Source organism: Enterococcus haemoperoxidus ATCC BAA-382 (assembly GCF_000407165.1).
Taxonomy (GTDB): Bacteria; Bacillota; Bacilli; order Lactobacillales; family Enterococcaceae; genus Enterococcus_L; species Enterococcus_L haemoperoxidus.
In genome coordinates, this window is the sequence record NZ_KE136479.1 from 2,128,789 (window position 1) to 2,145,103 (window position 16,315).

The 16,315-nt window shown below is 37.4% G+C and carries 10 protein-coding genes and 1 CRISPR repeat array; of the genes, 3 read left to right on the forward strand and 7 right to left on the reverse strand.

The genetic code is table 11. The annotated features are described in order from the left end of the window. Positions 1-169: 169 nt before the first annotated feature. The 7 genes from I583_RS09830 to I583_RS09860 all read right to left on the reverse strand — a co-directional run bounded on the left by I583_RS09830 (position 170) and on the right by I583_RS09860 (position 12,322). A complete protein-coding gene (locus tag I583_RS09830; RefSeq protein ID WP_010760636.1) occupies positions 170-1,231 on the reverse strand; it encodes a diacylglycerol kinase in 1,062 nt (353 codons plus the stop codon). A gap of 16 nt (positions 1,232-1,247) precedes the next feature. Continuing rightward, entirely contained in the window at positions 1,248-2,678 is a 1,431-nt protein-coding gene (gene gatB / locus I583_RS09835) for an Asp-tRNA(Asn)/Glu-tRNA(Gln) amidotransferase subunit GatB (RefSeq protein ID WP_010760635.1), read from the reverse strand. Further along, entirely contained in the window at positions 2,678-4,147 is a 1,470-nt protein-coding gene (gene gatA, locus I583_RS09840; protein ID WP_010760634.1) for an Asp-tRNA(Asn)/Glu-tRNA(Gln) amidotransferase subunit GatA, read from the reverse strand. Before gatA ends, gatB begins: the two co-directional genes overlap by 1 nt. After that, positions 4,147-4,452 carry an Asp-tRNA(Asn)/Glu-tRNA(Gln) amidotransferase subunit GatC gene (gatC, locus tag I583_RS09845; protein WP_010760633.1) on the reverse strand — a complete coding sequence of 102 codons (306 nt, stop codon included), beginning with the start codon at positions 4,450-4,452 and terminating at the stop codon, positions 4,147-4,149. The genes gatA and gatC overlap by 1 nt, the downstream gene beginning before the upstream one ends. 199 nt (positions 4,453-4,651) lie before the next feature. Continuing rightward, complete coding sequence (gene ligA, locus I583_RS09850; RefSeq protein WP_010760632.1) at positions 4,652-6,697, reverse strand: NAD-dependent DNA ligase LigA; 2,046 nt, start codon at positions 6,695-6,697, stop codon at positions 4,652-4,654. Positions 6,698-6,907: 210 nt separating this feature from the next. After that, a complete protein-coding gene (gene pcrA, locus I583_RS09855; RefSeq protein ID WP_034683298.1) occupies positions 6,908-9,148 on the reverse strand; it encodes a DNA helicase PcrA in 2,241 nt (746 codons plus the stop codon). A 232-nt stretch (positions 9,149-9,380) separates the two neighbouring features. Then, a CRISPR array of direct repeats spans positions 9,381-10,560; the repeat unit is 33 nt; unit sequence ATTTCAATCCACTCACTCAATAAAGAGTGAGAC. A gap of 274 nt (positions 10,561-10,834) precedes the next feature. After that, positions 10,835-12,322: an alpha-amylase gene (locus tag I583_RS09860; RefSeq protein WP_010760630.1), complete on the reverse strand. Its 1,488-nt coding sequence runs from the start codon at positions 12,320-12,322 to the stop codon at positions 10,835-10,837. A gap of 185 nt (positions 12,323-12,507) precedes the next feature. Here I583_RS09860 and I583_RS09865 point away from each other — a divergent pair, with 185 nt between their 5' ends. The 3 genes from I583_RS09865 (at position 12,508) to I583_RS09875 (ending at position 16,227) form a co-directional block, all read left to right on the forward strand. Beyond that, a complete protein-coding gene (locus tag I583_RS09865; protein ID WP_010760629.1) occupies positions 12,508-13,260 on the forward strand; it encodes a DeoR/GlpR family DNA-binding transcription regulator in 753 nt (250 codons plus the stop codon). Further along, positions 13,257-14,171, forward strand: a complete 915-nt coding sequence (gene pfkB / locus I583_RS09870) for a 1-phosphofructokinase (RefSeq protein WP_010760628.1) — start codon at positions 13,257-13,259, stop codon at positions 14,169-14,171. The genes I583_RS09865 and pfkB overlap by 4 nt, the downstream gene beginning before the upstream one ends. A gap of 133 nt (positions 14,172-14,304) precedes the next feature. Beyond that, the gene (locus I583_RS09875) at positions 14,305-16,227 is read left to right on the forward strand and encodes a PTS fructose transporter subunit IIABC (RefSeq protein WP_010760627.1); all 1,923 of its coding nucleotides are present in this window, start codon (positions 14,305-14,307) and stop codon (positions 16,225-16,227) included. Positions 16,228-16,315: the final 88 nt, after the last annotated feature.

The following is a 16,315-nucleotide window of genomic DNA, read 5'->3' on the forward strand; positions in this document are numbered from 1 at the left end:
TTATACAACATATTGTGTTTTTTAATATTATAAATCTATATATAGTATACCTGCTATCTTTAGCTCATTTTTTATTTGTTATAAACTTATATATAACTGAAGTGCTTCGACCCGCTGCAACAAAAAGTATCCAAGGCAAACTTGCCTTGGATACTTTTTGTTGCTTAAATTATTTTTCTTTATCAGCGATTTTTCCATCACCATCAATATCTTCTTCAGTTAGACGTTCAACTTCTTTTACAAACTCTTTACTTGTTTCAAAATACTCGTCTTCCTCTTCATCATAATCATCTAAAACAGAGCCCATAATCGCATTAGATGGAATTGCATCTGCATTGGCAAACATTTCAATATGCTGATGTAAATTCGTAAATTCCATTGGTGCATCACCACCATATTCACCATCTAAATTGATCATCATACGACTATTTGGTTCAAGTGTTTCCGCATGCAAATAACTGGTTTTTGTATAGATCAAACGATTATCTTCGATATGTTTACCGCCATTTAGCATTAATGCAGCCAAATGTAAAATCTCAAATACATTGGCGGTTTTTACGATGATCAATGAGAATTTCCCATCATCGAGTTTTGCATCAGGTGCAATTTTTTCAAAGCCACCAACTGAATTGGTCAAGCCTAAGAAAAACATCGAAGCATTCCCTTCGTAAACACCTTCATCATATTCCATCCTCATTTTTACTGGTTTGACCCTTGGCAACATTTCTGCTCCTTTTGCTAAATAAGCTAGGTATCCGAAAATACTTTTAAGCTCTGAAGGAACTTCATATGTCAATTCAGTTAAATGACCGCCAGCTGCAATATTGATAAAATAGTTATCTTTTGCTTTACCGATGTCCATCTTGACGGTTTGATTCTTTTTGATAACTTCTGCTGCTTTCACAATATTGTCTCTAGGAATTTTTAGTGCCCTTGCATAGTCATTAGTTGTTCCAGCTGGAATAATCGCCATAGACGGTCGCTTTTCTAACGGAGCAATACCATTTACGACTTCATTGATTGTTCCATCACCACCGGCTGCAACAATTAGATCAAACCCTAATTCAGCAACTCGGCGTGCTTCGTTCTTAGCGGAATTTTCTTCTGGAGTTGTAGCAAAAGCACTAGTTTCATATCCGCATTCTTCCACTATGGAAAGAATATCAGCTAGATTTTTTTTGACTAGCTCTTTACCTGAAGTTGGATTATAAATCACTCTTGCTTTTTTCATAATCATCTGCTGCTTTCTAGCGTTTTGCTAATTCTTCTTGTAGTAATTTATTTACAACACCTGGGTTAGCTTGCCCTTTCGTTGCTTTCATGATTTGCCCAACCAAAAATCCTACTGCACGATCTTTTCCATTTTTGAAATCATCTACAGATTGTTGATTATTGTCTAATACTTCATTGATGATCGGTAATAATTGTGACGGATCTGATAATTGAACTAAGCCTTTTGCTTCGACAACTTCTTTCGCATCCCCGCCGTTTTCAATCAACTCTTTAAAGACTTTTTTAGCAATTTTAGAGCTGATTGTACCATCTTCAATCAATGTGATCATGCCCGCTAAATTGGCAGGCGTTAATTTCGTATCTGGTAATTCGATTTTTTCACTATTCAAGTAAGCTGACACTTCACCCATCAACCAGTTAGATACTTGCTTGGCATCTGCACCTTCATTTAATGCAGCTTCAAAGAAATCAGACATTTCTTTCGTTAGAGTTAGAACCATTGCATCGTATTCTGGTAAGCCTAGTTCGTTGATGTAACGAGCACGACGAGAAGCTGGCATTTCTGGCAAGCTTTGACGAACACGTTCGATCCATTCATCATCGATCGCAAAACGAGGAACATCTGGCTCTGGGAAGTAACGGTAATCGCTTGAACCTTCTTTAACACGCATCAATAATGTTTTATTGGTTGTTTCATCAAAACGGCGTGTTTCTTGTTGAATTTCGCCACCAGATAATAATACTTTTGCTTGACGTTTTTCTTCAAAGGCAAGACCTTTTTTAACAAAACTCATTGAGTTTAGGTTTTTAAGCTCTGCTTTTGTTCCAAATTCTTCTTGACCATAAGGACGTAAAGAAATATTGGCATCACAGCGCATTGAGCCTTCTTCCATTTTCACATCTGAAACGCCAGTAAAGAGGATGATTGAACGGATTGCTTCTAAATAAGCATACGCTTCTTCTGGCGAACGCATATCCGCTTCTGAAACGATCTCGATCAAAGGTGTTCCTTGACGGTTCAAATCGACGTAAGAATAACCACCGTCACCGTGAATATTTTTACCAGCATCTTCTTCTAAATGCACACGTTCGATACGAATACGTTTTGTTTTACCTTCCACTTCAATATCAATCCAGCCATCATGACCGATTGGTTGATCGAATTGAGAAATTTGGTAAGCTTTGGGATTATCTGGGTAGAAATAGTTTTTACGGTCAAAATGTGTATCTTTAGAGATTTCACAATTTAACGCAAGCGCTGCTTTCATCCCAAATTCAAGTGCTTGTTTATTCATTACAGGTAATACGCCTGGATAACCCCAGTCGATCACATTTGTATTGCTATTTGGTTCTGCCCCAAAGTGAGCGGGTGCAGGTGAAAAAATTTTAGAATTTGTTTTTAATTCTACGTGGACCTCAAGTCCGATGACAGTTTCAAAATTCATTAGTCATTCCCCCCTAAGATCACAGGTTTTTTCGTATGGAAATCAGTCGCTTGTTCAAACGCATATGCTGCTTTATACATTGTGCTTTCATCGAAAGCTTTACCAATGATTTGTAGACCAACAGGTAATCCTTCTGAGAATCCTGCTGGAATTGACATACCAGGTAATCCAGCTAAGTTAACTGGAATTGTTAGTAAATCATTCATGTACATTGTGATTGGATCATTGATATTTTCACCTAAACCAAAAGCGACAGTCGGTGACGCAGGACCAATGATGATATCGTATTTTTCAAAGACATTATTAAAGTCTTGTTTGATCAATGTTCTTACTTGTCCAGCTTTTTTAAAGTGTGCATCATAATGTCCAGCACTTAATGAGAATGTACCAAGCATAATACGACGTTTTACTTCTATACCAAACCCTTCAGAACGTGAATTTACATACACATCTTCAAGGTTTTTCACGTTTTCAGAACGGTAGCCATAACGAATACCATCAAAACGTTGTAAGTTTGAGCTTGCTTCAGATGAAGCGATGATATAATAAACAGCTACACCATATTTAGAATGAGGTAAGCTAACTTCTTCAACCGTTGCGCCTAAAGCTTTAAATGTTTCTGCCGCTTTAAGGACAGCTTCACGAACGCCAGCGTCCACACCTTCACCAAGATATTCTTTTGGCAAAGCCACTTTCATCCCTTTGATATCTCCTGTTAAACCAGCAGTAAAATCAGGGACTGAAACGCCTGCAGAAGTGCCATCTTTTTCATCGTATCCACTAATTGCATTTAATGCTAAAGCATTATCTTTAACATTTCTTGTCAATGGACCAATTTGATCCAAACTAGAAGAGAATGCGATCAACCCAAAACGAGACACACGTCCATAAGTTGGTTTCATCCCAACGATTCCGTTAAATGATGCAGGTTGACGGATACTACCACCTGTATCAGTTCCTAATGAAACTGGGACTTGACCGGCTGCAACCGCCGCAGCTGAACCACCTGATGAGCCACCAGGAACTTTAGAATGATCCCAAGCATTTTTGGTTTTCTTAAAGTATGATGTTTCGGTACTTCCGCCCATCGCAAATTCATCCATGTTCAATTTCCCAACAGGAATCATATCTGCTTGATATACTTTATCCATAGCCGTTGCATCATAAATCGGGTTGAAATTGTGGAGCATTTTTGATGCTGCTGTCGTTAAAATATCTTTGGTTACAATGTTATCTTTGATCCCAATTGGAATACCTGCTAAAGGATTTGATTCTGTAATACCTTTAAGATCGATAGCTTTTGCAAGCTCTAAGGCTTTTTCATCATTAATCGTAATAAATGAATCCACATCTTTTTCGGTCTCATTGATACGGTTCAATGTAGCTCGCGTTAAATCAGTTGCTGTGATTTCTTTTGACACAAGTAAATCATGCAGTTCTGTTAGTGACTTATCATATAATTTTTCCATTATGCACCAGCCTCCCCATTGTCGATAATTGCTGGCACTTTGATATAGCCATTTTCTGATTCAGGTACGTTTTTCATTAATTCATTGCGATCCATACCAGGTGTTATTACGTCTTCTCTCATTACATTGATCGACTGTGCAACATTAGAGGTAAATGGAACGCCCTCTGTATCTACTTCTTCTAATAATTCTACCATGTCGATGATTTTGCCTAATTGATCAGTAAAGTCTTTTAACTCGTCATTAGAAAAAGACAGTTTAGACAATTTGGCTACATGTTTTGCTTTTTCTTCGCTGATTGCCATGGATACCCTTCTTTCCTTTAGAAAAACTCAATCAAGAGTTCACTAGTTCATTTTTATACTGTTAAACGACATTTCACGTTAAAAAACAGCTTTTTTCTTATTCTATCATAAATTTCTAAGAATTTTTGAAAGAGATGGAAGAAAATAGTCTGAAAATGTAAAAAATAGCACCGAAAATTCGATTTGTTTCATTTTTCAGCTATTCGTCTGACTCTTTTGTATAGCTATTATCTAATGCGGTGACCATTTGTTGTTCATCCCATACCTCAACACCAAGATCTTGTGCTTTGGTTAATTTACTACCGGCATCTTCACCAGCAACCACAATATCTGTTTTCTTTGAAACACTGCCCGTTACTTTTCCGCCTAGATTTTCGATTTTTTCTTTCGCTTCTTCTCTATTATAATGTGTAAGTTTTCCAGTTAAAACCACTGTTTTATCTTTGAATGGCGATTCTACAGCTTCTAATTGAGACGTACGAATCCCTTTGTATTCAAAATTCACGCCTGCTTTGGTCAGCTCGTCCATCAATTCGTGTACTTCTTCATTTTCAAAATAAGTCACTAAACTATCCGCAATGATCTCACCCATTGAGTCTAATGCCACGACTTCTTCTTTAGTCGCTTTGCTGATCGCTCGTAAATCACCAAAATGTTCTGCTAACACTTTGGCTGCCTTAGAACCAACGTGACGAATCCCTAAACCAAAAATCAAGCGTTCTACAGAATTATCACGACTTGCGGCAATTGCTTGATAAATATTACTGGCCGACTTTTCTTTGATTTTTTCTAACGTCATCAACTGCTCTTGTGTTAAAAAGTAGAGATCAGCTACGTCTTTGACCAACTCTTTGTCATACATTTGCTCTAATACGCGAGGACCTAAGCCATCAATATTCATCGCATTTCTAGATACAAAATGATTTAGTCCTTCTTTGATCTGAGCTGGACATTTTGGATTGATACAACGTAAGGCAACTTCTTCATCCAGATGAACTAATTCACTATTACAAACTGGACAGTGCGTTGGAATTTCATAAGGTTGACTGTTTTCATCCCGTTTTTCGGTCAAGACTTGGGCAACTTCTGGAATAATATCGCCAGCTTTATAAATAATCACCGTATCATTCAACCGAATATCTTTCATTGCAATGAAATCAGCGTTATGCAAACTCGCTCGACTGACCGTTGTCCCAGCTACACGGACAGGCTGCATCACAGCGGTTGGTGTTACAACACCAGTACGTCCAATCGTCCATTCAATTTCTTCCACGATCGTTTGTGCTTCTTCTGGCGGAAATTTATAGGCAATCGCCCAACGAGGTGCCTTAACGGTGAAACCTAATTCATCTTGAATCGTAAATTCATTGGTTTTGATTACGATTCCATCAATTTCATAAGGTAATTCTGATCTTTTTTCATGGTACTCTTCTATATAAGCCCAAACTTCATCAATTGTTTGACATAGTTTTTTTTCAGGATTGGTTCTAAAACCGATTTCTGATAATTCATTCAGCGCATCGTACTGCGTTTGTGCCGTCATTGGACCAAAATCAGCTACAGTATACAAAAAGGTACTAAGATTTCTTTTGGCAACCATACTTGTATCTAACTGACGTAAGCTTCCTGCTGCTGCATTTCTTGGATTAGCAAAGACATCTTGTCCAGCTTCTTCCCGTTCTTTATTCAAATTAACAAATGATTGTTTTGGCATGTAGCATTCGCCACGAACTTCAACTGAAATTGGCTTTTTCAACTCTAAAGGAATCGATTTAACTGTTTTTAAATTTTCCGTGATATTTTCACCGACTGTTCCATCACCACGAGTTGCGCCTTGAACAAATTTACCATTTTCATATTTTAGTGAAATAGCCAGTCCGTCAATTTTTAGCTCACAGCAATAACTCACTGGTTTTCCAGCTAATTTTTGGACACGTTCATCAAAATCGTAAATATCTTCTTTACTGAAACCATCATTCAAACTATACATCTGCACTTCATGTGTGACTTTTTCAAAGCCTTGTAAAATCTTCCCCCCAACACGCTGCGTTGGCGAATCAGAAGTGATCAAATCTGGATATTCGGTTTCTATGTCTGATAATTCTTTATACAAGCGATCATACACATAATCTTCTACGGTCGGTGTATCAGCAACGTAATATTCATGGGAATACTGATTTAACTGAGCTCGTAGTTCTTTTGCTTTGTCTGTTGCTTCGGCTAATGTTAACGGCGCTTGTGCCATGAATAATCCCTCCTAATATTAAAGTGGAGCAAATCAGTTAATCCTCTAGACAATCAGGAACTTAGCAGTGAAACGTTCTTTGTATCACTGCTAAGTTATTTATTGTCATAAGGATTAATTTGTGCAGCTAGATAAACTTAAAAGCTGAAAGAGCACATGCAGTCCTGACAGGAAAATAGAAAAATATGAGGGTGGTGCTTTTTACTACCCTTATATTTTTTCAATCGGAGCAAATGCTGCTAATAAACGCTTGATCCCTTTTTCTGGGAACGCAACGTCTAGTTCTAAGTCTTTAGCAGTACCGCCAACTCGCACAACTGTACCTGTTCCCCACGCTTTATGTCTGACTTTATCTCCTGCCTGCCAAGCCATTGATTCCCCACCACTAGCAACTTTATCCGTCACTGGCTGTTTGGTTGGCTGCGCATAAGCAGGTTTAAATACTTTTGGTTCAAAGGTTCTGGAAGGTGCTTTTGGTGCTGCAATCGAACCTTGTAAATCTAATAATTCTTCATCGATTTCATCTAAGAAACGACTTGGACGATTGTATTGCGTTCTTCCGTATAAAGTTCTGGAAAAAGCATTTGTGATAAATAAAATTTCTTCTGCTCGAGTAATTCCTACATAAGCTAAACGGCGTTCTTCTTCTAATTCACTTTCTTCTAACATCGCACGAGATAGTGGGAAGACTCCTTCTTCCATTCCAATCAAAAAGACAACTGGAAATTCAAGTCCTTTAGCCGCATGTAATGTCATTAGTGTCACTTGAGACGTACTTTCTTCTAAATTATCTAGGTCTGAAACAAGCGCTAGATCATTTAGGAAAACGGCTAATTTTTCATCTGGTGCATCTGCCTCTTCTTCACTTTGACGTTCATAACGTTTATCAAATTCTTGTGTAACCGTTAAAAATTCATCCAAGTTTTCTAAGCGCGCTTGAGATTCTAAATTATTTTGTCTGACTAATTCTTCACGGTAGCCACTGCGATCCAAAACTTCTTTCACCAATTCGGTGATTGTTAAATAAGGAATCATCTGTGTCAAATCTTGAATCATCATCCCAAAGCTACCTAACTCTTTACCAGCCTTACCTGAAATATTTGCTAGATCCACATTTTGTGATGCTTCGAGTAACGACCAACCGTGCATCTGAGAAAAACTTCTTAATTTCTCAACAGAGCTTTTACCAATACCTCGTTTTGGTTCATTGACTACTCGTTCGAAACTAAGTGAGTCCATTGGATTAGAAATGATATTCAAATAGCCTAAAATATCTTTGATTTCTTTACGATCGTAGAATTTATGCCCACCGACCATCGTATAAGGGATATTTGATTTAAGCAGCATTTCCTCCATTACACGAGATTGAGCATTCGTCCGATATAAAACCGCAAAATCACCATAGATACGATCTTTTTCACGCATTTCTTTTTGGATTTGCCCAACGATAAACTGCGTTTCATCCCGTTCGTTATCGCCACGGTAATAAACGATTTTTTCTCCGTCAGTATTTTCTGTCCATAATTGTTTGTCTCGACGATTGCTATTGTTTTTGATTACATTATTGGCTGCATCTAGAATTTTTTTGGTAGAACGATAATTTTGTTCTAACATGATCACAGAGGCATCAGGATAATCTTTTTCAAAATCTAAGATATTCTGCATATCTGCGCCACGCCAGCCATAAATACTTTGGTCAGCATCACCCACGACACATAAATTTTTGAAGCGTGCTGCTAACATATTAACTAAAGTATACTGAGCATGGTTGGTATCTTGGTACTCATCTACATGGATATAATGGAATTTATTTTGATAATATGTCAATGAATCAGGATGTTCATTAAATAAACGAATCGTATTCATAATCAAGTCATCAAAGTCCATACACTGATTGTTTCTCAATTCTTTTTGGTACATCTTATAGCACTTTGCGACAATTTCTTCATAGGGTGTGCCTTGTAATTCCTCAACTTTTGCTGGCGTCTGCAACTCATTTTTAGCATTACTGATTGTGCCAAGAATCGAGCGAGGATCGTATTTCTTTATATCGACGTTTAATTCATTTAAAATCCGCTTCATCAACGTTCGCTGTTCAGAAGTATCAATGATCGTAAAATTACGATTGTAGCCGATATGATCGACGTCACGACGTAAAATCCGCACACACATTGAGTGAAATGTCGAAACCCAAACATCATTTCCACCAACTTCTAATAGTTTCCCAACCCGCTCTCTCATTTCTTTTGCGGCTTTATTGGTAAATGTGATCGCTAGAATATTCCATGGGTTAACATCTTTTTCTTCAATTAAATAAGCAATACGGTGCGTTAGAACTCTAGTCTTTCCGCTACCTGCTCCCGCCATAACTAATAAAGGCCCTTCAGTATGTAGAACGGCTTCTTTTTGTCTCGGATTCATACCTTGGATCAAGGCGTTTTCTTGTGCCATCATCAACGTCCTCTCTCTTTTTTCAATCTTATACATTATACCAAATATAGCAGGAAAATTCTTTAATAATGATGGAATTCTTGGAACAATATTTTCTTTTTAAAGGATGATAATTATAGTGACAACTCAACTTTACTTATTGTTTTTTTGGAATTAAGGGGGAAATAAAAAAACTCACTCAAATAAAAGAGTGAGACCACTAACAAAAACAGGGACACTAACCAGCGCAGGCATTTCCATCCACTCACTCAATAAAGAGTGAGACCATGTCGAAACTTTGGCAGTTTACTAGATATAAATGATTTCAATCCACTCACTCAATAAAGAGTGAGACGATTTGGATGCCGACGCAGAGACAGACGACTTGCAAATTTCAATCCACTCACTCAATAAAGAGTGAGACTCTCCATCTCGCAACGCCTGTAAAGATGGAAGGAAATTTCAATCCACTCACTCAATAAAGAGTGAGACTACGAATACTTATCACAGGTGATTGTAGATAAATATTTCAATCCACTCACTCAATAAAGAGTGAGACGGAAGAACGTGCTTATATCACGTCCATTTTAAGGGATTTCAATCCACTCACTCAATAAAGAGTGAGACTTGGATGTATATTGCTTTTTTGAGTATCGGTAGAATTTCAATCCACTCACTCAATAAAGAGTGAGACTATGTGATATCAAAACAAACCATTAACGCAATTATTTCAATCCACTCACTCAATAAAGAGTGAGACAAATGGGTCAATCTGTTATCCAAGAGATCAGAGCAATTTCAATCCACTCACTCAATAAAGAGTGAGACATGCAGTCAAGAAAAAGTTTTGCTGCGTTAGAGTGATTTCAATCCACTCACTCAATAAAGAGTGAGACCCATCTTTGTTCTTAACTCTTCAGCGATAGTAACTATTTCAATCCACTCACTCAATAAAGAGTGAGACTTTCTGAGTTTGACGGGTTAAAAGACTTTTTTAATTTCAATCCACTCACTCAATAAAGAGTGAGACTCGTAAAGTTCTCTTAGTTCGTCTGTTTGGATAAATATTTCAATCCACTCACTCAATAAAGAGTGAGACGGAATCAGTGTAGATAAACTGGCTGAAAACTTAGCATTTCAATCCACTCACTCAATAAAGAGTGAGACATAAAAAAAGTTGAACAAGCTGTTTAGACCTTGAATTTCAATCCACTCACTCAATAAAGAGTGAGACTTTGTAGCTGATCGATACTTTTTTCTTTTTCCTATTTCAATCCACTCACTCAATAAAGAGTGAGACAATGAATCTCTTATAGATTGCATTTCCTTGAGAATTTCAATCCACTCACTCAATAAAGAGTGAGACAAAATTTGTATATTACTTAAACGCTGAGGAGGGCATTTCAATCCACTCACTCAATAAAGAGTGAGACTGTGAAAAAGTAACAAACAACTTACATATTTATTACTTTCTCGCATTGACTTCATCTAAAAATGTGAATACAATGAGAAAAAATCCGATTTAACACCTATTTTCAGTTGAATTCTGGTGCGGATATCCTAGTAATTTCATGTGCACTTAAGGTTCGCACCAAATTTATACCAATAACTTCCTACACTTAGTATAATTATTCTTTCAATAGAAGTCACGCTCTAATTTACATGTACCTATGTAAAAATAGCAAGTACTTCTCATCACTATTCTCTTTACAATGTCAAACCATCAATTCCTTTACTCAATTTTTCTACAATTTCTTCATTTACATAAACAGAGATTTCTCCGCCATTAACTGGAAATGTTCCGCCACCTGTTTCATCCAGTATTACTTTCGCATTGTTATTTCCTAAAATATCAACAAATACTTTTCCTGCATGTATGGCACTGATCGTCATTGTTTTTGCACCTGCTTGAGCATTTGTCATGATAACTGCATATCCTGACTTTTCATGATCAAAAGTCCCAGTTCTGATCCAGCCAATCACATTTTGATCGTCAAAATAATCCATTTCACTACCATACGCTAAACGTTCACGAATCTTCAATAATAACTCTAGATCCTTTCCAACAGCATCCACACCTTGAGAAGGAATGCCAAATAAATCACCCCAAAAGACAACAGGAGTCCCAGCTTTACGCAATAAAATCAAAGCATAGGCATGAACTTTAAACCATCCTGCGACCCACGACTCCAAACTTTGTCCTTTTTGAGTATCATGATTATCAACAAACGTTACTGCCCATTCTGAACGCTCTTTAGCCAGTGTATCTTCAAAAATATTCCGCATATCATAGCGACCATCCGAGTTTGCAGCCTCATAAAAATGGTAATGTAAAGGAACGTCAAATAAAGAAATCAGCGTTCCAGAACTATCGATATAATTTGTTAATTTCTTCAGCTCACCATTCCAGTATTCACCAACTACAAATAACTCCTTACCTTTTTCTTTTCTTCTATTTAATAACCAATCGACAAAATAATTGAACTGAATATGTTTTACTGCATCTAAACGATACCCGTCAACATCCGTAAGTTTTTGATACCAATGACCCCACTTATTTAATTGAGCAACGGTTTCTGGATACTCCATATCCAAATTACAGCCCATCAAATAATCGTAATTGCCATTTTCATTATCAACTTCTTCATCCCAACCTTTTCCCTCAAAGTTGAAAATCCCATGATCTTGTCTACGGTCGTCAAAATCAACACCAGAAAAATTCTTCCAAGTCCAGATATAGTCATTGTATTTCCCATTTCTTCCCGGAAAATTGAACTTCGTCCATGCCGAAATTTCTTCTTCCCCGCTGAGTGCTTCATTCCGATTATCCTGACGATATTTCACAGCTGAAACCGTCTCTTCCTCATCAGCTCCCATAAAATGATCAAACACAATGTCACCATAAACTTCCATTCCATGTGCTTTCAATGCTTTGATACACTTTAAATACTCTTCTATAGTACCGTACTTAGTTGGGACTGTTCCTTTTTGATCAAACTCACCTAAATCGTATAAATCATAAGGTGCATACCCCACATCATCTAGACCATTTGCACCTTTGTATGCAGGGGGAAGCCACACCCCATTGATTCCTTTTTTATGCAATTCTTCTGCTAATTCAGTCAGACGTTGCCAATGCTTGCCGTCAGCTGGCAAATACCATTCAAATCCTTGCAATATTGTACGATTATGCATACGTATCCCTCCGATTTATCCTAACTTCATTAAGCCAAACAACAAACCTCTTTGTCAAATGATAGAATTTTAAGTTCTCTCTCAACACTTTGAACGTTTTAAAACTTTTTTGATCGTTTTTGACCGATATTGATTGCATCGAGAAATTAGATGTGCTATTATAATCATTGAAAAGAGGTGTGAAAATGCTTACAGAAGAAAGACATCAAGCAATTTTACGTTTATTAGATCAACAGTCAGTCGTGAAATCACAAGAATTATCTACTCTTTTAAATGCTTCTGAGTCAACTATACGTAGGGATTTACAAGAACTAGAAGATGCAGAATTATTAGAACGAGTTCATGGCGGTGCAAAGCGAATTTTAAATTTAGGCTTTGAACAAAATATGACAGAAAAATCAGTCAAAAACACGCAACAAAAGCAATTAATTGCTTCATTAGCTGCTCAATTCGTTCATGATGGCGATGTTATTTATTTAGATGCAGGCTCAACTACTTTAGAAATGCTACCATTTTTAACAGGAAAAAATATCACAGTTGTGACTAACTCAGTCCATCACGCAGCTAAACTTGGCGATTTAAATATCAATACCATTATTCTTGGAGGATCATTAAAACTATCCACAAAAGCGATTATTGGTGCAACTGGCATGGAACAACTTAGTCATTTTCGCTTCAATAAAGTCTTTATGGGGATGAATGGCGCCCATCTTGAGTTTGGTTTAACCACTCCTGATCCTGAGGAAGCAGCTTTAAAACGTTTAGCTATTGCTCAAACTGATGAAGCATATGTTTTGATCGACCAAACCAAACTTAATAAAGTAACATTCACAAAAGTAACCGAGCTTGATGATGTCATTATCCTCACCAATCAATGTTCTCCAGAGTTACTTGAACAATTTCAGAAAAAAACAACGATCAAGGAGGCAATACAATGATCTACACAGTGACATTAAATCCTTCAATTGACTATATCGTTCATGTAGAAGGTCTTAAATTAGGCGACTTAAATCGTATGACCAACGACTTTAAGCTACCTGGCGGTAAAGGTATCAACGTTTCCAGAATCTTAAAAAGAATCCAAGCTGAATCGACAGCTCTTGGTTTTCTAGGCGGTTTTACTGGGAATTTCATTTCTGACTGGCTGAAAAAAGAACATATCCAAACGAAATTTACAACAGTTCAAGAAGATACTCGAATCAATATCAAACTAAAATCTGAATCCGAAACTGAAATCAACGGTTTGGGACCTGCTATCAGCAACGAAGAGATGCAAGACTTGAAACAAGCTTTAAGCATGATTTCAGCTGGTGATATTGTTGTTTTATCAGGAAGTACACCTGCAACACTTCGTGAAGGTTATTATGAAGAGTTGATTCAAATTATCAAAGATAAAAATGCTGAATTTGTCATTGATACCACAGGTAAAGATTTATTAAATGCTCTACCGCAAAAGCCTTTACTTATCAAGCCAAACAACCATGAACTGGCTGAATTGTTTCACGTAGAATTTAAAACTATGGAGGATATCTTGCCATTTGGAGAACGTCTGTTAGAAGATGGTGCACAACATGTCATCATTTCAATGGCGAGCGACGGCGCTTTCTTATTCACCAAAGACGGTATCTATCGATCAAATGTGTTAAAACGACCGTTGAAAAATTCTGTTGGTGCAGGAGATTCGATGATTGCAGGATTTGTAGGGACTTTTTCTAAAACTAATGATCCTATTGATGCTTTTAAATGGGGCGTTGCCTGTGGCAGTGCTACAGCTTTTTCAGATGACTTGGCATCTGCTGCATTTATCAATGAATTGATTTCAGAAGTGGAAATCGAAAAAATCAAGTGACTTTACATTATTTAGCTTCACGATCTCATTTTACTTTTGCTTTGAAACACAGTGAATGAAATGAACTGATGTTAAGAAATAAAAGGTGACGTGAAACAGAACGTTGTTACTTATATACTTAGGAGGAATAAAAATGAACATCAAAGACTTATTAGTCAAAGACGTTATGATCATGGATCTACAAGCGACCGATAAAAAAGGTGCCATCGATGAAATGGTCAAAAAAATGTACGATGGCGGTAGAATTTCTGATATTGAAACCTATAAAGAAGGAATTTTAGCTCGTGAAGCACAAACATCAACCGGTCTTGGTGACGGAATTGCGATGCCCCATGCTAAAAATAGTGCCGTTAAAGAAGCCACTGTTCTATTTGCTAAAAGTAACAAGGGAGTTGATTACGAAGCATTAGATGGACAGCCAACTTATCTATTCTTTATGATTGCAGCTCCAGAAGGCGCCAACGATACTCACTTACAAGCTTTGGCTGCCCTGTCTCGCTTATTGATCGATCCAGATTTTGTTGCGAAATTAAAAGAAACAAAAACTCCTGAAGCAGTTCAAAATTTATTCCAATCTGCTGAAGAAGCCAAAGAAGAACAAGAGAAACAAGAACACTTGGAAGAAGCAGCTAAAAACACTCAAGATTCAACTCGTAAATTCGTCGTTGCTGTTACAGCTTGTCCAACAGGAATCGCTCATACCTATATGGCAGAGGATGCTTTAAAGAAAAAAGCCAAAGAAATGGGCGTTGACATCAAAGTTGAAACAAATGGTTCTGAAGGAATCAAAAATCGTCTAACCGCAGAAGATATTGCACGTGCTGATGGTGTAATCGTTGCAGCTGATAAAAAAGTTGAAATGAATCGTTTTGACGGAAAAGAATTAGTTAACCGCCCAGTGAGTGATGGTATTCGAAAAACTGAAGAATTAATTACTCTAGCAACTAGCGGTACAGCTCCGACCTTCCATAGTTCTGAATCAGATACAAGTGAAGAAGACGGATCAGCTGATGGTTCAGTTGGTTCAAGAATCTACAAGGATCTGATGAACGGTGTTTCACATATGCTTCCATTCGTTATCGGTGGCGGGATCGCGATTGCTCTTTCATTTATGATCGACCAATTTATCGGCGTTCCTCAAGATCAATTAAGTATGCTTGGTAACTACAACGAAGCAGCTTCTTGGTTCAATCAAATTGGTGCTGCTGCATTTGGCTTTATGTTACCTGTTCTAGCTGGATTTATTGCTTCAAGTATTGCTGATCGACCAGGACTAATCGTAGGTTTTGCTGCGGGTGCATTAGCGAATACAGGTGGTGCTGGCTTCCTAGGTGCTTTAGTCGGCGGTTTCTTAGCCGGATATGTCATTCTTTTCTTGAAAAAGCTCTTCAAAGGCTTGCCTAAATCACTTGATGGTATCAAAACGATTTTATTTTATCCCGTTTTTGGTCTACTGATTACTGGTGGTTTGATGCTTTTAGTCAATGTTCCGATGAAAGTCATCAATGATGGTTTAAATAATTTCTTATTGAGTTTAGACGGAACAAACGCTGCTCTTTTAGGTGCTTTACTTGGTGGTATGATGGCTATTGATTTAGGTGGTCCAATCAATAAAGCTGCCTATGTATTCGGAACAGCTTCGATTGCTGCGACAGTTACAGAAGGTGGTAGTATTATCATGGCTTCCGTTATGGCCGGCGGTATGGTTCCTCCATTAGCTATTTTTATCGCAACATTGATCTTTAAAAATAAATTTACGAAAGACCAAAAGGATGCTGGTTTGACAAACTTAGTAATGGGCTTATCCTTTGTTACTGAAGGCGCGATTCCTTTTGCTGCAGCAGATCCATTACGCGTTATTCCAAGTTTTGTCGTTGGTTCAGCATTAGCTGGCGGTTTAGTTGGTGGTTTCGGCATTCGTCTATTAGCTCCTCACGGTGGTATCTTCGTAGCTTTATTATTAAGCCATCCAATTTTGTATCTATTATTTATTGCAATTGGTGCAATTGTTTCTGCCGTGATTTTGGGTATTGTGAAAAAACCGGTTACTCAATAATTTTTCATAAAAGAAACATAAAAAAAACTGTACTGTCTCCCAAAAAACTGCATAAAAAATAGAGTGGATTTTCCACTCTATTTTTATG